Here is a 20,594-nt window from a genome sequence, read left to right on the forward strand (position 1 = left end):
ACGGTTGGCGAAAACCGCGTGGTAGCGGGAGGTTCGCCGAGGCCGGGGCGGGAACCGGACAATCGGCGAACCCATCTTGCGATCGGGTCCCCGGGTGCGCCAGCATGACCGTGATTTCGGGTTAGAGCTGCGAAAACATCCACATCGGGCACGACATAACCCGATGCTATGGGTCTTTGGGATGAGCGGCCGGGCGAGAACTCCCCGATAGTGATCGCACTGGACCAACCGTTGTTACCGGAGTCACACCATGACCGCACAACTCGTCGACCCCAAGCAGGCCGCCCGGCCGCTTGCCCTGGACACCAACCACCTCGGTGCCCTGCAGATGGTCGCGCGCGGTGAGGTCGGGGCGTACGGCGCGGGGGCGGCTCTGCGGCACCGCACGGACGACCTGGGCGTGCTGATGGTGAGCGCGCTGTTCACCCTGCGCCGCGACGGCTTCATCGGCTTCGGCGACGCCGTCGCCGACCCGCACGACGGCTGGCTGCGCGCGGGCCTGACGTCGGCCGGTGAGCGGCTGCTCGACATCTGGCTGCGCCGCGGCAGGCGGTCGCCGGACGAGGCCGCCCGCAGCCGCGACTGGTTCGTGCTCCTGCGCTGCGCCCAGCGCGGCGACCTGGGCATGACCGAGGCCAACCAGGTGGTGGACCGCGGGATGCCCGTGGAGAGCCGGCTGGCGTCGCGCCTGCGTGAGCTGGTGTCGGCGGGCCACCTGATCGTGGGCGCCGCCCGGCTGCGCGACTGCCGGATGGTGACGTTGAGCGAGACCGGCAGGCAACTGCACACCCGACTGGACCTAGCCCAGACGGCCCACGGATGAAACCGACCAGGGACCCACGCGGCGAGGTGTGCTGGGGAACCAGCGCCACCTACGGCGGACGGGCACACGTGGTCCTCATGAGCCGCGCTGCCGGCCTGTGCGGACTGCCGGTGGACACGCGGCACCGCGACCGCCCACCGGCGCGAACCGTGTGCCCGGAGTGCGCGATCGCCTACGTGGCCGCGGTGTTCCCGACCGGGGCGACAGCGCCAGACCTCCGGCACGAGGTCCGGCTGCGCGCCTGATACGGGTGGCGGAGTCGGGGGTTCCCCTGCACCCCCGACTCCGCCCCCTCCCTTCGGCTGAGGTGCCCCCAGCCCGTCCACCACACTTGTCCCAGCCCCACGTGTGCGGGGACCACAACACACGAAGCCGCCTGGGCGCCCGCGTGACCGAACCAGCCCCGCGTACGCGGGGACGGCGGGAACCTGTCGCCGATGGTGATCACCGTTTCAGGAACAGCCCCGCGTACGCGGGGACGACTCGTCCGCAGTAGCCCATCGAGACGGGCGCGCCGGATCAGCCCCGCGTGCGAGCCCCGCCTGGGCGGGGACAACTCCTCGAGTTGCTCGAAGTACACGTCACCGGCGGAACCAGCCCCGCTCGCACGGGGACAACACGGTCAACACCCCGAACTACGTGGGCGAGCTGGGATCAGCCCCGCAGGCGGGGGGACGACCTTGTCATCGGCGCCTTCTGCCGACGTGGCCCGGGACCAGCCCCGCTCGGGAGGACAACCTGTGTCCGCACCCCCGCCGCGGTGCCGCTGGGACCAGCCCCGCTCGCGCGGGGACGACATGGGCCGTATCACGGAGAAGGTGTTGGACGCAGGACCAGCCCCGCTCGCGCGGGGACGACCAGCGCGATGACCACCCGCGGCACGTGTTCGCGGGACCAGCCCCGCGTGCGCGGGGACGATACTTGCTGACCTGCGGCGTTCCCAGCCGCACCACCCATTCTCATTCACTTCCGCGGCTCGCCACCGCCCACTCCCCCAGACCTGTGGACAGGTCCGAGGCATGTGGATAACCCGTCCCCGACACTCAGCGGCGGTCGACCTCTACCCCCGGCTCGGCCGCTTCGGCGGCTCACAACAAGCCACCGCGCACAACGCCCCGTTCGCCGCGCACCCCAGCACCGGGAAGTCCGACAGCTTCTCCGCCGTCTCCCCCTGGAGATGTTCCCGCACCAACTCCACCACCAGCTCCGCGAACCGCGCGTCCCCGTTCGGCGTAGCCGCGCGGGCGAAGCCCATCCCCAGCTCCTCCGCCTTCTCCCGCGCCTCCGTGTCCAGGTCCCACACGACCTCCAGGTGGTCGCTCACGAACCCGATCGGGCACACCACCACCGACCGCACACCCGCACCGTGCAGCGCCTCGACATGATCCACGATGTCCGGCTCCAGCCACGGCACCTGCGGCGGCCCCGACCGCGACTGCCACACCACGTCGTACTCCGCGGCCCCCACCGACTCCGCCACCAGCCGCGACGCCTCCGCCACCTGCCGGGAGTACAGCCGTCCCCCGAACGAGACCGGTCCGGCCGCGAGGTCCGCCGAGTCCGGTACCGAGTGCGCGGTGAACACCAATCGGTAGTCACCCACAGGAGCAACAGCCCGCACCGCGTCCGCGAAGGCCGCCACGAACAGCGGGTGGTCGAAGAACTGGCGCAGCTTCACCAGGTCCGGCGCGCCCTCGACCGCGTCCCGCGCCCGCGAGATGTCCTCGTGGTACTGCCTGCACGCCGAGTACCCGCCATAGGCGCTCGTCGGGAAGACCAATGCCCGCCGGATCCCGTCATCCCGCATCGTTGCGACGGTGTCTTCCACCATCGGGTGCCAGTTGCGGTTGCCGAAGTAGATCGGCAGGTCCAGGCCCGCGGCGGCCAGCGCCGACTCGACCGCGGCGATCGCGGAACGGTTCAGTTCATTGATGGGTGACACACCACCGAAGTGTTGGTAGTGCTTCTCCACCTCGTCCAGGCGAGCGGCCGGGACGCCCCGGCCACGGGTCACGTTCTCCAGGAACGGACGGACGTCGGCGGGCCCCTCCGGCCCGCCGAAGGACAGCCACAGCAGCGCGTCGGCCATGTCGCTCAGAGCCCCAGGGCGTGCACGCCCCCGTCGACCCACACCATCGACCCTGTCGTCGCCGGGAACCAGTCCGACAGCAGCCCGCACACCGACTTCGCGACCGGGATCGCGTCGTCGACGTCCCAGCCGAGCGGCGCCCGGTCGCTCCACCCGGCCTCCAGCTCACCGAAACCGGGGATCGACTTCGCCGCCATGGTGCGGACCGGGCCCGCCGCGACCAGGTTGACCCGGACGCCCTTCGGGCCTAGCTCGCGCGCCAGGTACCGGTTCACCGACTCGAACGCGGCCTTCGCCACGCCCATCCAGTTGTACGCGGGCCACGCCACGCGCGCGTCGAAGTCCAGGCCGACGATCGACCCGCCGGGCCCCATCAGCGGCAGCGCCGCCACGGCGAGCGACTTCAGCGAGAACGCCGACACCTCCACCGCCACCGACACGTCGCTCCACGGTGCGTCCAGGAACGGCGCCCCGAGACACGACTGCGGAGCGAACCCGATCGAGTGCACCACACCGTCGAGACCGTCGACGTGCTCGCGGACGCGGTCGGCCAGGGAGTCGAGCTGCTCCGGGTTCTGCACGTCCAACTCGACGACCGGCGCGGGCTTGGGCAGCCGCTTGGCGATCCGCTCGACCAGGCTGAGCCTGCCGAAGCCGGTCAGCACGACCTCGGCGCCCTGCTCCTGGGCGACCTTGGCGGTGTGGAAGGCGATGGACGCGTCGGTGATCACGCCGGTGATCAGCAGGCGCTTGCCGTCGAGCAGTCCGGTCATCGCGGGGTCTCCTCCGGGGGTGTTCTTGGTTGTGCGGTAAGGAAAGTGCTAGTGGCCCATGCCGAGGCCGCCGTCGACCGGGATCACCGCGCCGGTGATGTAGCCCGCGCCCTCGGAGGTGAGGAAGGTGACGGCGGCGGCGATCTCCTCCGGGCTGGCGTAGCGGCCCGCGGGCACGGAGGCGAGGATCTGCTTGCGGCGGTCCTCGGAGACGGCGTCGGTCATGTCGGTGGCGACGAAGCCGGGGGCGACGACGTTGGCCGTGATGTCGCGGGAGCCGAGCTCGCGGGCGATGGATCGGGCCATGCCGACCAGACCGGCCTTGCTGGCGGCGTAGTTGACCTGGCCGGGCGAGCCGAGCAGGCCGACGACCGAGGAGATGTAGACGATGCGGCCGTAGCGGGCGCGCAGCATGCCGCGCGTCGCGCGCTTGGTGACCCGCCAGGCACCCGTCAGGTTGGCGTCGATCACCCGGGTGAACTGCTCCTCATCCATTCGCATGAGGAGGGTGTCGTCGGTGATGCCCGCGTTGGCCACGAGGATCTCGACCGGGCCGTGCTCGGCCTCCACCTCGGTGAACGCCGCGTCGACGGCGGCCGAGTCGGTGACGTCGCAGCGCACGCCGAAGAGGCCCTCGGGGGCGCCGGAACCGCGGTGGGTGATCGCCACCTTGTCGCCCTGGGCCTGGTAGGCCCGCGCGATCGCCAGTCCGATGCCCCGGTTGCCGCCCGTGACCAGTACCGACCTGCCCATTGCCCTGCTTCCTGTCCACCGGGAACCCGTCGCCAGTGAGGCTATCTGGCGGGGTGGCGGGCGCCGTGCGCGGCCGGGTGTACTCGCCGGTACCGTGATTCGTCGCTCTGCGCGCCGAATCGGTCTCACTGTGTGATCGCAGACCGGATAGAATGTGGTGTCATGCCCCAGTTCACCGGTTGGCCCGAACAGGCGTACGAGGTACTGCTGAAGCTGGAGGGGATCCCCACCCAGCAAACCAGGGACCGGGTCCGCGCCGACCGCGAGCGGCTCGTGCGCCGCCCGATGCTCGCGCTGCTCGACGGCCTCGCGTCGGCCAACCCCCGGTTCGCCGACTACTCGGTCTGGCACTACGGCAAGAACGTGTGGTGGTGGCAGCACCAGGGCGCGATCGTCCGCCTGGCCCGCAACGTCGAGATCGGCCTGCGCTTCGACCTGGACGGCCTGCACGTCAAAGGCGCCTGGCACTACCCCGACCCGGCCCAGGTCCGGCGGTTCCGGGCGGCGGTGGCGGAGGACGACAGCGGCTGCGAACTGGAGCGGATCATCGCGGAACTCCCCAAGGACTACGAACTCCACGGCGACCTGATGCGCCGCGCACCCCGCGAGTACCCGCCGTCGCACCCGCGCGCGGAACTGCTGCGGTACCGGTCGATGGTGGCATCGCGGGCGGTGTGCTCGGAGGAGTCACTGCACTCGGCGGAGGCGTTGGCGGAGGTGTTGAACGCGACGGAGGAACTGGCGGAGCTGCTCGGTTGGCTGGCGCGGCACGTGCCGGAGCAGGTGTGATCAGTCTGGTGTGGACAGTGGGTCGGTCGCGGGGGTGCTTCCGCGCGCCGTTGGCGACGACGTTGGGCCACGGGTCGCCGCGGGGGAAGTAGCCCCGGTCGCGCAGGACGGCCTTGGCGTCTCGGAGGTCAGGTAGGTGAGGAAGCGGCTGAGCGGTCCGTCGTCCTTGCCGCGGCCGTAGGAGTACTCGACGACCCAGACCGGTAGCAGTCCGACTCGTGCTGCGGGCCGATCGTGTTCGTGACGTCCGCGAAGGCGCTCGACCCGGCGACCTCGAGGGTGCCCTCCGCGCACTTGCCGACCAATCCGCCGGCGCCGTCCGCGAGCAGCACGGTGGTCGACGCGCTGACGACGACCAGGGCCAGACCGCCCAACACCAGGCTGCGGCCGTTGCCCTTGGTGGTGTCCCGGATGATCCGACCGCCGCGCGGGAAGTTCCGGCACACCACCGCGGGTTTCTCGGTGGCCACGCCGGAGAGCAGCACCAGGGAGCTGGTGAGGTCGCTCTCGTGGATCTCCCTGCTCCCCGAGTTGGTGATCCGGACCAGCGCGAACGCCGGATCCGGCACCAGTCGACCCTTGTCGCGCGGCTCGACCTCGATGAGGTCGATGTCCGGCGCTTCGCGCGGGGTGACGCCGATCGGGGCGTCGAGGTGCACGCGGTAGGCGATGCGCTTGAGCCACAGGTTCCCCGCGTAGCCGAGGATGGTGACCACCAGCATGACCAAGGCGATCGCGGCCTCGGTGTTGTTGTTGATCCAGGATCCGATCGCCTGTTGTGCGGGCAGCACGACGGGCCATCTCCCGCACCGGCAAGGTAGTGGTTGTCGATCTTGCCAAACGGCGGTTCACGGACCGTTGTCGCGGAATTCGCGCGGCGCGGAGGCGGTTGTCCAGGAATTGACCAGTGGTGGTGCCCGCTATTCCATGGATGGACAGGCGTGGCCTTGTTCCCGGTTCGCGTTCGGATTGGGCGCCCGGCCTGGTGGGTGGCCGGGCGCTTTCGCGGTCAGGGTAGCCGTTGGCTCAGGACGAGGGAGCCCGCGGCGGCGATGAGTGCCGCGATGGTGCCGAGGATGAGCCACGGTCGGCTGGCGTCGGCTTCCTTGATCTCGTAGCCGATCTGCTCGCCGAGGGTGTCGTAGACCTTGCGGAGTTGGTCGGCCGTCGCCGCCTTGTAGAAATCGCCCGCGGAGAGGGAGGCGATTTCTTTCATGGCGTCGTCGTCGACGGCTACCGATTGGGTGCGGCCTTCGATTTCCACCGTGCCGTCGGCGGTGCCGAAGGAGATCGTGGTGATGGGGATCTTGCGTTCCGCGGCGGCTTTGGCGGCGGTGAAGGAGCCGCGGGGGTCGTCCTCGTTCTCCGTCGGGATGGTCTGTTTTCCGTCCGACATGAGGACTATGCGCGCGGGCGGGGGGCCGTCCGGGCCGCCGACGACCTGGGAGAAGCCGTCGATCGACTGGAGGGCGGCGAAGATGGCCTCGCCGGTCGCGGTGGACTGGGCGAGTTTCAGGTTGTCGATGGCCTTCGCGACGCCGCCGCGGTCGGTGGTCGGGGCGACCAGGACCGTCGCGGTGCCGGCGAAGGTGATGAGGCCGAGGTTGACGCCCGGGGTCAGGCCCTCGGCGAACGACTTGGCCGCCACCTGGGCCGCTTTGAGGCGCGTCGGCGCGACGTCGGTCGCCTCCATGGACAGCGAGACGTCGATGACCAGCATGACCGTCGCCCGGTTGCGCGGGACCCGCTGCTCGGCCGTCGGGCCCGCCATGGCCGTGGTCAACAGCATCAGCGCGAGGACGAGCACGATCGCGGGGATGTGCCGCAGGCGGCTCGGACCTCTCGGCGCGACCTTTTCCAGGAGTTCGAGATTGGTGAAGCGCAGCGTCCGCTTGCGGCGCATGCGTTGCACCATGACGTAACCGACGACCAGCGCGCCGATCGCCACCAGGAGCAGGAACCACCAGGGGGCGGAGAAGTTCCGGAAACTCAACGTCACGCCGCACCCCCCGACCAGCGGCGTTTGCGGGCCACGACGAAACGCACCGTGTCGGCGATCCAGTCGGAATCGGTGCGCAGGACCAGGTGTCCGCTGCCCGCCCGGCGAATGCCCGCGGCCACCGCGTCCCGGTGTTCCGCGGCCGCGGCGGCGAATTCCTTGCGCAGCAAAGGGGAAGCGGTCACCTCGCGTTGACGACCGGTTTCCGGGTCCGCCAGGACGACGGTGCCGACGTCCGGCAAATCCACGTCACGCGGGTCCACCACCTCGACCGAAATCAGTTCGTGCCGCAGCGACAAAGCGCGCAGCGGGCGCTGCCACTCCGTGTCGCCGAGGAAATCCGAGACGACCACGGCGAGCCCGCGGCGGCGCGGTGGTCTGCGCAGCTGCTCGATCGCCTGCGTCAGGTCGCCGCGCACACCCTCCGTCGCGCGGGGGGTTTCCGCGACCTTGCGGACGAGGCCGCGCGCGTGGGCGAGCCCGCCGCGCGCCGGGACGCGAATGGTGCGTTCGCCGGTGGAGATCAACGCACCGATGCGGTTGCCGCCGCCCCGGGTCAGGTGCGCGATGGCCGCCACGGCCGCGACGGCGAGGTCGCGCTTCTCGCAGCCCGCGGTGCCGAAGTCGAGGCTGGCGGACAGGTCGACCACCACCCACGTCTCCAGCTCGCGGTCGGCGACCGTCTCGCGGATGTGCGGGACCGTGGTGCGCGCGGTGACGGCCCAGTCCATCCGGCGCACGTCGTCGCCGGGCTGGTACGGGCGGGCCTCACCGGGCTCGGAGCCGGGACCCGGCACGAGACCGAGGTGGTTGCCCTGCAGCAGGCCGTCGAGCCTGCGCCGGACGTCGATCTCCAGCAGCCGCAGCCCCGCCTCCATGCGGTCGCCGCGCAGCACCGGGGGGACCCAGTTCGGGCGCTCGCCGTCGGTGTTCCTCTGCTTGCTCACGGCCTGCCGTTCACCCCGGCCGCCGCCGGGTGCCCGACCGGCTGCTGGGGTCGCGCGGAGACCTGCGGGAGCGGCACGGTCTGCAGGACGCGGGAGATCATGTGGTCGATCGGCACGCCGTCGGCCAACGCGTCGTAGGAGAGCACGAGCCGGTGGCGCAGCACATCGGGGACCACGTCCACGACGTCCTGCGGCAACACGTAGTCCCGGCCGCGCACCAGTGCGAGAGCCCGCGAAGCCGCAACGATGCCAAGGCTCGCACGCGGCGAAGCACCGTAGGCGATCCAGCCCGCAACGTCGCTGAGCCCGTGCTCGGCGGGCGTGCGCGTTGCGAGCACCAACCGCACGGTGTAGTCGACGAGCGCGTGGTGCACGAAGACACTGGAGGCGACGCCCTGGAGCCGGACGAGTTCCTCGGGGGTCAGCACCTGACTCGGCTCCGGAGGGGTGACACCCATCCGGTAGACGATCTCGCGCTCCTCCTCGACGGAGGGGTACTCGACGATGATCTTGAACAGGAAGCGGTCGCGCTGCGCCTCGGGCAGCGGGTAGACGCCCTCGTTCTCGATCGGGTTCTGCGTGGCCAGCACGAGGAACGGCGTCGGCATGGGGAAGGTCTTGCCGCCGATGGAGACGTGCCGCTCGGCCATCACCTCCAGCATCGCCGACTGCACCTTCGCGGGCGCGCGGTTGATCTCGTCGGCGAGCACGAAGTTGGCGACCACCGGCCCCAGCTCCACGTCGAAGCGCTCACTGCCCTGCCGGTAGATGCGCGTGCCGAGGATGTCGGCGGGCACCAGGTCGGGGGTGAACTGCACGCGCGAGAACGAGCCGCCGACGACGCGGGCGAAGGTCTCGACGGCGAGGGTCTTGGCGACGCCGGGGACGCCCTCGAGGAGGAGGTGCCCCTTGGCCAGCAGACCGACGAGCATCCGCTCGACCAGGCGGTCCTGCCCGACGATCACCCGCTTGACCTCGAACACGGTCCGTTCGAGCAACTGCGCGTCGCGCGCGGGGGTGGTGGGCGTCTCGCTCGCGAGCTCGGCCTGCCCAGGCTCGGTCACCGGCATCCTCCTCTAAGCCTACGGTTCCGGGTACAGCCAACCGCACCGACGGTGAGAGCCCTGTGAACTCATTCTGGGAACGCGTCGAGATCGCTGGGAACGTCGATGTCCCGGGCGGAACCGTCCATATCGTCCACTCGGACGGGTGACAGCGGGGTGAGGGTGCCGCGGAGGGAGGCGTTGGCGGAGTCCGCCGGGAGAGCTCGGCGGAGGAGGTCGGTGGGCCAGGCGCTGAGGAGCCACTGGGGATGGTGGTCGCTGTCGGTGAGGACGGCACCGGTGTGGGTGACCGCCTGGCGGAGGCGGGTAATGGTGGTGGGGGTGATTTGCGGGAGGTCGGCGGCGAGGAGGACGACTCGGTCGGTGGTGATGAGGTCGAGGCCGGCGGCCAGGGCGGCGAGGGGGCCGGAGCCGGGGGTGGGTTCGCGGGTCCAGCGGACCTTTGCCTCGGTTTCGCGCCTGGGGCCGACGATGACGATCTCGTGGGCGCCGGGGAGGGCGGCGAGGACGCGGTCGAGGAGGGTTCGGCCTCGGATGATGAGGCCGGGCTTGTCGACACCGCCGAGGCGTCGTCCGGCTCCGCCCGCGAGGACGACGGCGGACCATGGCTGTTCCACGTGCACCATGAGAACACTTCGGCGCGGAGAAGCCCCGCTGCGGACGGGGCTACCGAACCAACGCGTTAGGGCGATCGGCGCGGAGGACGCGACCAGCTCTGGCTGACTTCGGGGCAACCGTCGTGGCGCTGGTCATCACGGGACCAACCCCGCATGCGCGCGGACAACCCGAGCTCGATGGCCCGTCGATGAGCGCGGCAGGACGAGCCTCGCGTGCGCGGGGACGACTGGCCCTCGGCGAGCAGCCCATCGGAGACGAGCGGACCAGCCCCACGTGCGTGGGGACGGCAACCCGGCTGGAGGAAACGGCAGGCGTTGACGGGAGCAGCCCACGTGCGCGGGGATGATCTCGACCCCCGAGAACGATCAGCCCTGCGGGCGGACCAGCCCCGCATGCGCGGGGTCGACATGGCCGGGCAGGTCGGGCGCCTGGGCAGTGTCGGACCAGCCCCGCGGGTGCGGGACGACACCGGGGCGATCTTCTTCCTAGGCATCATCCTGGGACCAGCCCCGCGTAGGCGGGGACGACGCGTGCTGGCCTCGGCACCGCACAGACCGTTCGAAGCGGCCCGCGTGGGCGGGGACGACTTCGTGTTCTCAGGCTGGCGCGTCACCACCGGCGGAGCAGCCCCGCGTGCGCGGAGATGACGCCTCCACCAACTCTCGCGCACCACATGGGTCCGGAGCAGCCCGCGTGCGCGGAGACGACATCGCCAGCGTGTTGTTCTCCAACTGCTCCGACGGAGCAGTTGCGCGTGTGCGGAGACGCCGCCTGCCGCAACCCCGCGCTGGCCAAGCAGGCGGGAGCAGCCCGCGTGCGCGGGGACGGCATCGGACAGGCCACCGCAGTGCCGAACGCGGTGGGAGTAGCCCCGCGTGCGCGAGGACGACGGATACGCCACCTCGCCCCTGCAGGGCTGGTGGGGATCAGCCCAGCGTGCGCGGGACGACCCCAGGGTCTCCATCGCGCGGCGCAGTCGGCTCAGAGCGGCCCCGCGTGCGCAGGGACGACACCTGGATCTTGCTGGCGGCGGTCTCGTACCGCGGAGCAGCCCACATGCGCGGGGACGGCTGCTCAAGGGCGCGTTCGAGGATCTCCAGGTCGGGACCAGCCCCGCGAGCGCGGGGACGACATCTTCTCCCCCTGCCGCCACCCAGTGACGACCGGAGCAGCCCCGCGTGCGCGGGGACGACCACCTCACACACCAGGGCGTCGATCGTGTCGGTGGGAGCAGCCCCACGTGAGCGGGGACGACATCCACAGCGTGACCAGGGAGGGACCGCCCACCGGAGCAGCCCCGCGTGCGCGGGGATGACGCGCCGAGCCGTTGGAGCGTGAGCAGCGGCGAGGGAGCAGCCCCGCGTGCGCGGGGACGACATCGCCTCCGACCTCGACGTGGACGCCGAGTCCGGAGCAGCCCCGCGTGCGCGGGGACGACACTTGTTGACCTGGGGCTTTGTCGGCCGTTCTGCTCATTTTCGTTCACTTCGGGCGTGCCGGGTAGGGCGGGTGGCGCGGCCGGGGGCGTCGAGGATAGGTCTTGCGGTTCGGGGGCGGCGTGCCGTGGCAGGCTGACTATGGTCCGGATTGAATAGTTGACACTGACTAGTTGGGTCAGGATAGTTGGTCCTGGCTAGAGATGAGGGTGTGGTGGCCAAGAGGCGTTCGGTGGGCAATCCGCTGGCGTTGGCGGTGTTGGCGAACCTGCTCCTCGAGCCCCTGCACCCCTATGAGATGGGGCGCAGGCTCAAGGAGACCGGGAAGGACCGCAACATCAAGTACAACCGGGGTTCGCTCTACATGGTCGTCGAGCAGCTCCGGAAGGCGGGCTTCATCGCCGAGCAGGAAACCGTGCGGGACACCGCCCGGCCGGAGCGCACCGTCTACGCGCTCACCGACGCCGGGCGGGTCGAGTTGGACGACTGGATGCGTGAGCTGGTCGCGAAACCCGAGCACGAGTACCCCAAGTTCGGGGTCGCGCTGTCCCTGCTCGGCGTCCTCGAACCGACCGTCGCGGTCGGGTTGCTCGGGGAGCGGTTGGCCGCGCTCGACCGCGAGGCCGAGGCGATCAGCAGGGAAACCGAGAGCACGCTCGACCAGGGCGTGCTGTGGGTCTTCCTCGTCGAGGAGAACTACCGCCTGGCCGTGCTGGACGCCGAGCGCCGGTTCGTCACCACCCTCATCGAGGCCCTCAAGAGCACGGACTACGTCCGCGCCTGGCACGAGATGTTCGACGAGGGGAAACAGACATGGGAGCGGTAAAGACCGCGCTGGTCATCGGGGGCGGCATCGCCGGGCCGGTCGTGGGGGCGGCGCTGCGGCGCGCGGGTGTCGACGTCGTGATCCACGAGTCGTACGACAGCCCGGCTGACGGGGTCGGTGGTGTCGTCCAGGTGGCGCCGAACGGGCTGAACGCGCTCGCTGCGGTGGGGGTCGCCGATGAGCTGCGCGGCCTCGGCCAGCCGACGCGGACGATGGTCATTGAGGACAGTCAGGGCCGCAAAGTCATGGCCTTCAACGGTTTGCCCGGTCTGCCGCCGAGCCGGACGCTGTTCCGGTCCGACCTCTACCGCGTCCTCAACGACAACGCCGCGGCCAAGGGCGTCCGGGTCGAGTACGGCAAGCGGCTCGTGCGCGTCGAGGAGAGCGCGTCCGCGATCACCGCTGTGTTCGCGGACGGCACCAAGGCCACCGGCGACATCCTGATCGGCGCCGACGGCATCCGCTCCACGGTGCGCGGCCTGATCGACCCTTCCGCGCCCGGCCCGGAGCCGGTCGGGCTGCTGGGTGTCGGTGGCTGGGGTCCGCCCGTCGAGGGGTCGGGCGGACCCGACGTCATGCACTTCGCGCAGGGCAAGCGCGCGTTCTTCGGGTACTGGGCGGCCTCCGACGGCAGCGGCACGCTCTGGTTCAGCAACCTGCCCGACCCGAAGGCGCTGTCGATGGCCGAGGCCCGCGCCGTCCCGACGTCGGAGTGGCTGCGCCGGGTCCGCGAGGCGCACGCCGACGACCACCCGGCCCGCGAGGTGCTGGCGGGTGCGCGCGACCTCGAGGTGACCGGGGCGATGGAGATCCTGCCCACGGTGCCCCACTGGCACCGCGACCGCATGGTCCTGGTCGGCGACGCGGCCCACGCCCCGTCCCCCAGCTCGGGTCAGGGCGTGTCCATCACGGTGGAGAGCGCCGTCCAACTGGCCCGCTGCCTCCGCGACATCGACGACCTCGAAACCGCCCTCACCACCTACGAACGCCTCCGCCGCCCGCGCGTGGAGAAGATCATCGCCGCCGCCCGCCGCACCAACAACACGAAGGCCGCCGGTCCCGTCGCCCGCGCTCTGACCGCGATGATCATGCCCATCCTGACCAAGACCGTCATCACCCCACGTCGCATGTTCGGCGAAACCCACTCCCACACCATCAACTGGGACGAGAAGCTGACGGCCTGAAACGGGCCTGGCCGCTTTGGTGGGAGGGGCGGGTATCCGCCCGCGCGGGGTCGGCGAACCGGGACGAGGCAGCCCGCAGCCGCCGCAGCGCCGCGCGAGCAGTTCACCGACGCCGCAGTTGTGGTGTTGCGCGACGGACGGCCAAGGGGCTCGGATAACGGAGCCACCTAGTCGCCGCGCATGGAACACAACGCCAACGCACGCGAAGCAGACGTGGCACAGAGGTAGCGCTGGCAGGAGACGCCAGCCCTCCCACCTCGCAAGAACGCCAACGCGCCCAAGTCGGGCGCCACGGGAGTGTGCAACCGCAGGGAACGCCAGCCCCGCCACGCAACAGTGCCGACGGGCGCGAGCAGGCCCGGCACGGGAGTGGCGACGACAGGCAACGCCATCTTCCCAGCACACAACAACGTCGACGCGTGCGAAGCGGCACGCTACGGGTATAGCGACCATGAGCAAGGCTCCCGGTGCACAGCAATGCGGGCGAGCGAGAAAGTGGCCGAGCACGGCGTCGAGCATGTCGAGGGTGGCGCCGGTGGGTCCGAGGCCGCGGCGGGAGAGTTGCGGGGCAACGGCGCCGTGGGCAGCGACCAGGGGCGCTGGCGGCAGGGTGATCTTGTCGCCGACGCCGCTGGTGGAGTGCTTGTCCACGGTGGGTCGGTCGCCGTCGAGTGGGCGCGCGGCAGCTCTCGCGATCGGCCATCCGCCGATCGCGGCCTCGCTTGGCCCTGGTCCGGGCGCCTTGCCATCGACGCCTGTGCCATCGACAACCTCGTCGACGTCACACGCGCCATCGGCCGCCCCGCCTTGTCCTGGATGTTGGCGCCGGATATCAGCATCCACGAGTGCGCGGACGTTCGCATCGACTTGTCCACAGCCCCCGTCGGCGCTGTTGCGGCGCGGGCGAGATCGGTGTGGGTGGGGGGCCGCGCGGAGCGCGGATGGCGGGGTTGGGCTCGGTTGTCCACATGCCCACCAACCATCTACAGGCTCCGGAACCGGCTACCCAAGTCCGGAACCGTTCCTACACAATGAGATCGGGGCACCGGCCAGGAGGTGCCCCGGTGGACCTCGATCGGGAGCTAGCGCCGGTAGCCCTCGCGTAAGGGGCCGCCTACTCGGGACAGGACTGTGTGGACCGCGGCCAGCAGCCGGTCGGGGCCCTGGTTCGCCACGTCCTGGAACGCCACGACCAGCTCTTGGGCGAGGGCGGGTTCGGCGGAGCGCAGGCGACGCCAGAGCCACTTGCCGGTGCCGAGCCAACGGCCGTGGTGGGCGAGGGCCAGTTCGGCTGTTTCGGTGAGGAGGCGGGCGGCCACGAAGACCGCTTCGCCGGGGGTCGGGGTGCCCGCGAGGTCGTCGAGGAGGTCGGTGATGCGGTAGCGGATGTTGTCGGTCTCGCGCTTGGCGAGCGGGGGTGGGCCCGCCGCGAACCGGGCGGAGGCTTCCACCTGGAGTTCGGTGCCCACGCCGTCGCGGTCGAGGAGGAGGCGGCCGGTGGCCCACATGTGCAGGGTCGGGGAGCGGCGGGCGGCGGTTTCGCGTTCGACGAAGGTGCGGAAGGACTCCTCGGTGTGGGCGAACACCTCGACGACCCGCTCCCGTCTGCGGAGGGTGTCGCGGTGTGCGGCGTGGCCGGGGAGCAGCAGCATCAGGTCGACGTCGGAGGTGGTGGTGTCGCCGCCGATGGCGGAGCTGCCCGCGAGGACGGCGGCGAGGGCCTCGGGGTAGCGGTCGGCGAGGACCTCGCGCGCGATCCGCTCGGCCGTGCTGTTCACCTGGCCACCCGCCCGGGGTGGCTGGGCACGGTGGGCGACGGAGGTGGGGAGCAGGCCGGGGTTGCGGGGCGACCCGAGGATCGGGTGTGAGCCGGAGTTACCGGGCGACCCAAGGATCGGATGTAGGTCAGGGTTGAGGGGCGACCCGAGGATCGGGTGTGAGCCGGGGTTCGGGTGTGGGGTGGTGGCCGCATTCGGTCCATGGTGTCGCCGTTCGTGGGTCGGTGGGGGTGTCCCACAATTTCTGGGACATGACTGGTCCGGTTGGCTCAGCCGCCGTGGTGGATGAGGGTTCTGCCCGGGAGATCGTCCCGGCGGGGCCGGGTGTTATTCCAGGTAAGGGGCGTATTGGTGAACTGGGTATTACCGTCGGACCTATGGCGAGCACCAGTCCGGCCGTCGAGATCGAGGTCGGTGACCACACCGTCCGGGTGAGCAACCCGGACCGCGTGTACTTCCCGGCGCGTGGGGAGACGAAGCTGGACCTGGTCAACTACTACTTGGCCGTGGGTGACGGGATCGTGCGGGCGCTGCGGGAGCGGCCCTGCATGCTGCACCGGTTCCCCAGCGGGGTCGGCGGCGAGAAGGTGCACCAGAAGCGGGTCCCGAACGGGGCGCCGCCGTGGCTGGAGACGGTGCGGGTGCATTTCCCCCGGTACAACCGGCACGCCGACGAGCTGTGCGTCACGCGGCTCGCCGACGTGGCGTGGGCGGTGCAGATGTCCACTGTGGAGTTCCACCCGTGGAACTCGCGGCGGGCCGACACCGAGCGGCCGGACGAGTGGCGCATCGACCTCGACCCGATGCCGGACTGCGACTTCGCCCGCGTCCGGCGGGTCGCGGGGGTGGCGCGCGAGGTGCTGGACGAGCTGGGCGCGACGGGGTGGCTGAAGACGTCCGGGGGCCGCGGGCTGCACATCTACGTGCGGATCGCACCGGAGTGGGGCTTCGGCGACGTGCGGCGAGCGGCCTGGGCCTTCGCGCGGGAGGTGGAGCGGCGGGCGCCGGACGAGGTGACCACGACGTGGTGGCGCAAGGACCGGGACCCGTCGGCGCTGTTCGTCGACTACAACCAGAACGCGCGGGACCACACCGTCGCCTCGGCCTACTCCGTGCGCGGTGTGCCGGAGGCGACGGTCTCGACACCGCTGCGCTGGGACGAACTGGACGCGGTCGACCCGCGCGACTGCACGATCGCGACGGTGCCCGCGCGGTTCGCCGAACTGGGCGACCTCCACTCCCCCATCGACGACACGGCCTACCGGCTGGAGGACCTGCTCGACCGGGCGGAGCGCGAGGAGCGAGACACCGGCAACCACCCCACGGACCCCGATTAGCGCGGGTCCGGCATCGGCGCCCGGGGGTGATCGCGGCGATGACGAGTTCGATCCGGTGGCAACTGCAGGGTGCCGCGCAACTGCTTGTGCCGGTTGAAGCGACCCACAGCGCTCGGGCAGATCACGCCGCGAAACACCTCCGCGACGTCCACGAGACCGCGCATCCGCCGCCGAGGTCGAGCCCGAACCGCGTGCCGCAGCCCCAGAGGTGCGCGGCGCCGCCCGGAGCGAGTTCGGGTGGGTGAACGGCGCGGTCGCGATCCAGCACGGACCCACGACCGTTCACACCATCCCGCGGGCCCCACGACCGGGTACGCCCAGGCGCTGTCCGGCATCAGCGCCCGAGGGTGATCGCGGCGATGACAAGTTCGGCCCAGTCGCAACGCGGACTGCCGGGCCGCGCAACCGTTTGTGCCGGTTGAAGCGGCGCACAGCGCTCGGGCAGATCACGCCGCGAAACACCTCCGCGACGTCCAGGAGACCGCGCATCCTCCGGTGATCACGCCGCCGATATCGAGCAGCCCGAACTATTTTGCCGCAGCCCCAGAGGTGCGCGGCGCCGCCCGGGGCGGGTTCGGGTGAGTAAACAGCGCGGTCACGATCCAGCACGGAGCCATAACCGTTCACGCCACCGCGCGGGCTCCACGACGCTAGCTCGCCCAAGTGCTGTCCGGCATCGGCGCCGGGGGTGATCGCGGCGATGACAAGTTCGGCCCGGTCGCAACGCGGGTTGCCGGATCGCGCAGCCGCTTGAGCCGGTTGAAGTGGGCCACAGCGCTCGGGCAGATCACGCCGCGGCGCACCTCCACGACGTCCACGAGATCGCACGTCCGCCGGTGATCACGCCGCCGCCGATGTCAAGCTTTGCCGTTGACCAAGTGGTGCCGCGCGGGGCGGGTTCGGGTGGCTGAACAGCGCGGTCGCGATCCAGCACGGAGCCGCAACCGTTCAGGCCACCGCGCGGGCCCCCGACCCCGGCTCGACCAGGCGCTGTCCGGCATCGGCGCCGAGGGTGATCGCGGCGACGACGAGTTCGACCCGCCGGCAACGCGGACTGCCGGCTCGCAACCGCTTGACCAGTTGAAGCGGCCCAGTGGTGCGCGGGGCGGGTTCGGGTGGCTGAACAGCGCGGTCGCGATCCAGGACACGTGGCCGTGCTCGTTGCGAGGCTCGCGACCTGGGCTCGTCTGGACGCTGTCCGGCAAGTCCGGTGCGCGGGATTCGTGATCCGGGCGGGAGCCGCGCGTACCGGGTTGTGCTTGGGCTTTCCGCTCGTGCGGTCAGGGGCCGCGGATGCGGGACAGCGTCTACGGGCACCACGCGGCTTGTGGAGGGGAGTCCGGGGTCGCGGGGCCCTTGCCGCAGGACGCGACCGGTTCCAGGGGGTTGACGGAGACGGCGAGGATGGTGATGAACTTGCGGATCGGGACCCGGCTCCCCGCGTGGTCGATCAGTCCACTTTGGCCGTTGAGCGCGGCCGCGCCGTTGATCTGGTCGATCTCCCGCCACACCGCGCCCGGTGAGATGGGGACGTTGCCGAGGCGGCCGACGGCGGTGGCGAAGACGGCGGTGGCGTCGAAGGTCAAGGCCGCCTGGCCGTCTTGGGTGAAGTGGTTGCCGTCGGCGCAGTCGTCGAAGAGGTCGCGGGCGCCTGCTTGGAGGTCGCCGATGCCGTCGCAGCGCGGTGTGGTGGGGCCGAAGGAGACGTAGTCGAACGGGACGTCGCTGCGTGAACCGATCGACGCGACGTACCGGGAGATGTCGTCGCCCGCGACGATCCGCCGGGGCGGGTTGGCGCAGGGCCTGCTGGAGTAGCCGTCCAGGAAGCGCTGGAAGTCGGCGGGTCTGCCCGCGAAGAACACCGCGGGCCGGTCCGGGCGCTCGCACGCCTTGTCCGAGACCTCGCGCGCGCTCGTCTTGTCGGCAGGCGCCCCTTCCGGCTGGTAGCCGACGATGTCGACGCGCATCCCGAGGCCCGTGCCGCGTTCGAACACGTCCTCGGCGAGGTTGGCGCTGTAGATGTCGGCCTTGTCGTCGGACCGGTAGACGATGATCGACGTCGTCGCGAGCTGGTCGTGGATGTAGCCGACGACGTCGGCCTGGCGCTGGTTGGTCGGCGAGACCTGGTAGTAGGTGCGGGACTGGTCGACCAGGGTGTCCGCCGGCAGGGTCACCGCGATGCTGGGCAGACCGAGGTTCCCGAGCGCCCGGACCGTGTCGAGGGTCGGCTGACGGCTCTGCGCGAGCCCGACGACGCCGATGACGGTGGGGTCCTCGGCGACGAGTTCCTTGATCTTGTCCACCATCAGGCCGCCGTGCTTCATCTCGTCGCCCGCGTTGGCGACGAGGATGCGCAGCAGCGGGTCGCTGCGGTTGCTCCGCCGGAGCAGGGCGCGCTGCTGGGCCGCGACGCCCATGAGCCGGTAGGTGTTGGCGGTCAGCGAGTCGTCCCGCGCGCTCAGCGCGGTCACGAACACGATCGTCGCCACCGGCCTGCTCTCCGCCGCGGCGACCTCGGCGTTCTGGTTCCGGACCACGCCCTGCACGGTGTGGAAGCGATCGATCTTCTGGCTGCGCAGCGGACCCGCGTTGGCCAGGAACGGGACGTCGCCCTCGGTCACGCCCACGCAGTCGTTGCCGACGCGGACGAGGTGGCGCGCCCCCGCCGACTCGGGATCCTTGCCGCAGTGCGCGTACCCGTCCTGCGCGGTCTGGGTCCGGACGTTGTCGAAGTAGGTGTAGCCGACAAAGCCGACCGCGCCGACGAAAACAGCCGGGACCAACGTCAGCAGCCAGGTGCGGGACCACATCGGCGCCGACCTGACCTCCATCGCGTCCCGCGCGGGGACGGCGACGTCCTCCGCCGCCTCGGAGGGGATGACGATCGGCAGGTACCAGGCGGTGGGGCGACGGGACCCGGCTGTCCCGGCCGAACTTGTACCGCCACGCCTCGTACGCCTGCCCCGCGCCCGACGCGGGGCTGGAGGGGTTCGGCGAGCGGCCCTCCTCCGGGTTGGCCGCGTCGGGCGGCACCTTCTCGCTGCCGCTGATGACGACCAGCGGGTCGAACGCGCCGGTGTCGTTGCGCACGTCGTTGATCGTCTTGAGCAGGGCGTAGCCGCCGTTGACCCGGGTGATGCCGTCGAGCAGGAGGGCGGGGTAGGCGGTCCGCCGCCAGCCCCGCGGGCGCCACACGCGTCGCTGGTAGGCGCGCCGCACGTCTTCCAGGAAGGCGTTCACGAGGAGCTCGACCAGCTGGTCCGGGTCCGCCACGGGTTCCGACACGGCGCGGGGGCCGAGGGTGGCGGTCAGCCGCTCGGCGAACCCGAGGAAGGTACCCGGGTCGTGGGGCGCGAGGTAGGGCTGGTGGAGCAACCAGCGGTACTCGGCGCCGCCCGGGCCGAACCCCCGCAACCGGGAGGTGAACAGCACCGGCGGGAGGACCGCGAGCAGGAACTTCGCCCACCACGGAGTCTTGTCCTCGAGCGCCTGGTGGGCCGGGTCGGCGGCGAGTCCTTTCGCCCGCTTCTGCACGATGTCGCGCTTGCGGAGCTTGTTGCGCAGCTCCACCACGGTGTCCAGGTTGTCGCCCGCGAGTCGCTGGGACATCAGCCAGTGGACGAGTTGGAACCGGCGGAAGGGGAAGCGGCCGTAGCGGACGTTGCCGCCGGAGGACAGCGTCCGCGCGCACTCCCACAGCACCTCGGCGACCAGCTCGACCTCCGACTTGGCCCGGTCGACGGCGTCGTCGACGGGGAAGGCGCGCAGGGCTTGCGGCACGCGGGTCGGTTGCGCCGAGCGGAGGTAACCGGCGAGGGCGGGGAGCAGGTCGCCGTGGTCGGCTTCGCGGACGAAGCAGACCATCGGGATGCCGCGGTGCCTGCCGGAGCGCCGTCCCCATCCGCCCGGGGCCTCGCCGACTTGCGGCCGCTCGGTGAGGCGCTCGACCAGTCGGACGACGTCCACTACACCGTCGAACGGGCGGAGGCTCGTCCGCTCGTCAGATTCTCCAGCCACCTGACCTCCTTATGGCGACGCGATCAGATCTACCACAGCGAGCGGCCATTCGATCGCGTTTTCGCGCGCCCCGGTCGGTTTGGCGAGATTTCGTCGGACGGGTCGAAGGAACGCGCTGGGCGGCCAATCGCTCGCATTCTCGCGGCCCCATTCGAGTGAAT

General features: G+C 71.0%; 18 protein-coding genes, 1 pseudogene and 1 CRISPR repeat array. Of the genes and pseudogenes, 8 read left to right on the forward strand and 11 right to left on the reverse strand.

The annotated features are described in order from the left end of the window. The first annotated feature begins 250 nt into the window (after positions 1-250). A complete protein-coding gene (locus CLV40_RS18710) occupies positions 251-823 on the forward strand; it encodes a hypothetical protein (RefSeq protein WP_104480222.1) in 573 nt (190 codons plus the stop codon). Between the two features lie 77 nt (positions 824-900). Beyond that, positions 901-1,068, forward strand: coding sequence for a hypothetical protein (locus CLV40_RS38115; RefSeq protein WP_181043580.1), 168 nt, complete (start codon positions 901-903; stop codon positions 1,066-1,068). Between the two features lie 815 nt (positions 1,069-1,883). Here the strand turns inward: CLV40_RS38115 and CLV40_RS18720 are convergent. Genes CLV40_RS18720 through fabG form a run of 3 tightly spaced genes read right to left on the reverse strand, consistent with a single transcriptional unit; the run spans position 1,884 to position 4,438 of the window. After that, on the reverse strand, positions 1,884-2,912 hold the full coding sequence (locus tag CLV40_RS18720) for a ferrochelatase (protein WP_104480224.1): 1,029 nt from the start codon (positions 2,910-2,912) through the stop codon (positions 1,884-1,886). A gap of 5 nt (positions 2,913-2,917) precedes the next feature. Then, complete coding sequence (fabI, locus tag CLV40_RS18725) at positions 2,918-3,685, reverse strand: enoyl-ACP reductase FabI (protein ID WP_104480225.1); 768 nt, start codon at positions 3,683-3,685, stop codon at positions 2,918-2,920. A 48-nt stretch (positions 3,686-3,733) separates the two neighbouring features. Further along, positions 3,734-4,438, reverse strand: a complete 705-nt coding sequence (gene fabG, locus CLV40_RS18730) for a beta-ketoacyl-ACP reductase (RefSeq protein WP_104480226.1) — start codon at positions 4,436-4,438, stop codon at positions 3,734-3,736. Between the two features lie 162 nt (positions 4,439-4,600). Here fabG and CLV40_RS18735 point away from each other — a divergent pair, with 162 nt between their 5' ends. Then, positions 4,601-5,227, forward strand: coding sequence for a DUF2461 family protein (locus CLV40_RS18735; protein ID WP_104480227.1), 627 nt, complete (start codon positions 4,601-4,603; stop codon positions 5,225-5,227). Positions 5,228-5,355: 128 nt separating this feature from the next. Here the strand turns inward: CLV40_RS18735 and CLV40_RS18740 are convergent, their stop codons facing one another. The 5 genes from CLV40_RS18740 to mobA form a co-directional block, all read right to left on the reverse strand. Then, positions 5,356-6,018, reverse strand: coding sequence for a hypothetical protein (locus CLV40_RS18740; protein WP_104480228.1), 663 nt, complete (start codon positions 6,016-6,018; stop codon positions 5,356-5,358). A gap of 218 nt (positions 6,019-6,236) precedes the next feature. Further along, the gene (locus CLV40_RS18745; protein ID WP_104480289.1) at positions 6,237-7,220 is read right to left on the reverse strand and encodes a VWA domain-containing protein; all 984 of its coding nucleotides are present in this window, start codon (positions 7,218-7,220) and stop codon (positions 6,237-6,239) included. Between the two features lie 2 nt (positions 7,221-7,222). Next, positions 7,223-8,104 (reverse strand): DUF58 domain-containing protein, encoded by an 882-nt coding sequence (locus tag CLV40_RS18750; RefSeq protein WP_181043589.1) that lies wholly within the window; start codon positions 8,102-8,104, stop codon positions 7,223-7,225. 65 nt (positions 8,105-8,169) lie between these two features. Continuing rightward, a complete protein-coding gene (locus tag CLV40_RS18755) occupies positions 8,170-9,243 on the reverse strand; it encodes an AAA family ATPase (RefSeq protein ID WP_181043581.1) in 1,074 nt (357 codons plus the stop codon). A gap of 62 nt (positions 9,244-9,305) precedes the next feature. After that, the gene (gene mobA / locus CLV40_RS18760; protein ID WP_104480230.1) at positions 9,306-9,863 is read right to left on the reverse strand and encodes a molybdenum cofactor guanylyltransferase; all 558 of its coding nucleotides are present in this window, start codon (positions 9,861-9,863) and stop codon (positions 9,306-9,308) included. A gap of 1,096 nt (positions 9,864-10,959) precedes the next feature. Beyond that, positions 10,960-11,289: direct repeats of the CRISPR family, unit length 24 nt; unit sequence GGAGCAGCCCCGCGTGCGCGGGGA. A 216-nt stretch (positions 11,290-11,505) separates the two neighbouring features. Between mobA and CLV40_RS18765 the strand changes: the two genes are divergently transcribed. Together CLV40_RS18765 and CLV40_RS18770 are read left to right on the forward strand one after the other, a co-directional pair. Then, on the forward strand, positions 11,506-12,117 hold the full coding sequence (locus tag CLV40_RS18765) for a PadR family transcriptional regulator (RefSeq protein WP_104480291.1): 612 nt from the start codon (positions 11,506-11,508) through the stop codon (positions 12,115-12,117). Next, positions 12,105-13,301: an FAD-dependent oxidoreductase gene (locus CLV40_RS18770; protein ID WP_104480231.1), complete on the forward strand. Its 1,197-nt coding sequence runs from the start codon at positions 12,105-12,107 to the stop codon at positions 13,299-13,301. The genes CLV40_RS18765 and CLV40_RS18770 overlap by 13 nt, the downstream gene beginning before the upstream one ends. A 498-nt stretch (positions 13,302-13,799) precedes the next feature. Here the strand turns inward: CLV40_RS18770 and CLV40_RS38950 are convergent. Both CLV40_RS38950 and CLV40_RS18780 read right to left on the reverse strand, forming a co-directional pair. Continuing rightward, positions 13,800-13,973 (reverse strand): annotated as a pseudogene (locus tag CLV40_RS38950) (thymidine phosphorylase); the annotation flags it as partial. Positions 13,974-14,383: 410 nt separating this feature from the next. Further along, entirely contained in the window at positions 14,384-15,079 is a 696-nt protein-coding gene (locus tag CLV40_RS18780; protein WP_245931371.1) for a nucleotidyltransferase domain-containing protein, read from the reverse strand. A 377-nt stretch (positions 15,080-15,456) separates the two neighbouring features. Here CLV40_RS18780 and ligD point away from each other — a divergent pair, with 377 nt between their 5' ends. Beyond that, the gene (gene ligD / locus CLV40_RS18785) at positions 15,457-16,416 is read left to right on the forward strand and encodes a non-homologous end-joining DNA ligase (protein ID WP_104480232.1); all 960 of its coding nucleotides are present in this window, start codon (positions 15,457-15,459) and stop codon (positions 16,414-16,416) included. Positions 16,417-17,723: 1,307 nt separating this feature from the next. On the opposite strand, the gene CLV40_RS18790 is transcribed toward ligD, so the two are convergent. After that, complete coding sequence (locus CLV40_RS18790; RefSeq protein ID WP_146108100.1) at positions 17,724-19,226, reverse strand: hypothetical protein; 1,503 nt, start codon at positions 19,224-19,226, stop codon at positions 17,724-17,726. 125 nt (positions 19,227-19,351) lie between these two features. On the opposite strand from CLV40_RS18790, the gene CLV40_RS18795 reads away from it, so the two are divergent. Both CLV40_RS18795 and CLV40_RS18800 read left to right on the forward strand, forming a co-directional pair. Then, complete coding sequence (locus tag CLV40_RS18795; RefSeq protein ID WP_104480234.1) at positions 19,352-19,534, forward strand: hypothetical protein; 183 nt, start codon at positions 19,352-19,354, stop codon at positions 19,532-19,534. Between the two features lie 248 nt (positions 19,535-19,782). Further along, a complete protein-coding gene (locus CLV40_RS18800) occupies positions 19,783-20,592 on the forward strand; it encodes a hypothetical protein (RefSeq protein ID WP_146108101.1) in 810 nt (269 codons plus the stop codon). The last annotated feature ends 2 nt before the right edge of the window (positions 20,593-20,594 follow it).

This window comes from Actinokineospora auranticolor, assembly GCF_002934265.1.
Lineage (GTDB): Bacteria > Actinomycetota > Actinomycetes > Mycobacteriales > Pseudonocardiaceae > Actinokineospora > Actinokineospora auranticolor.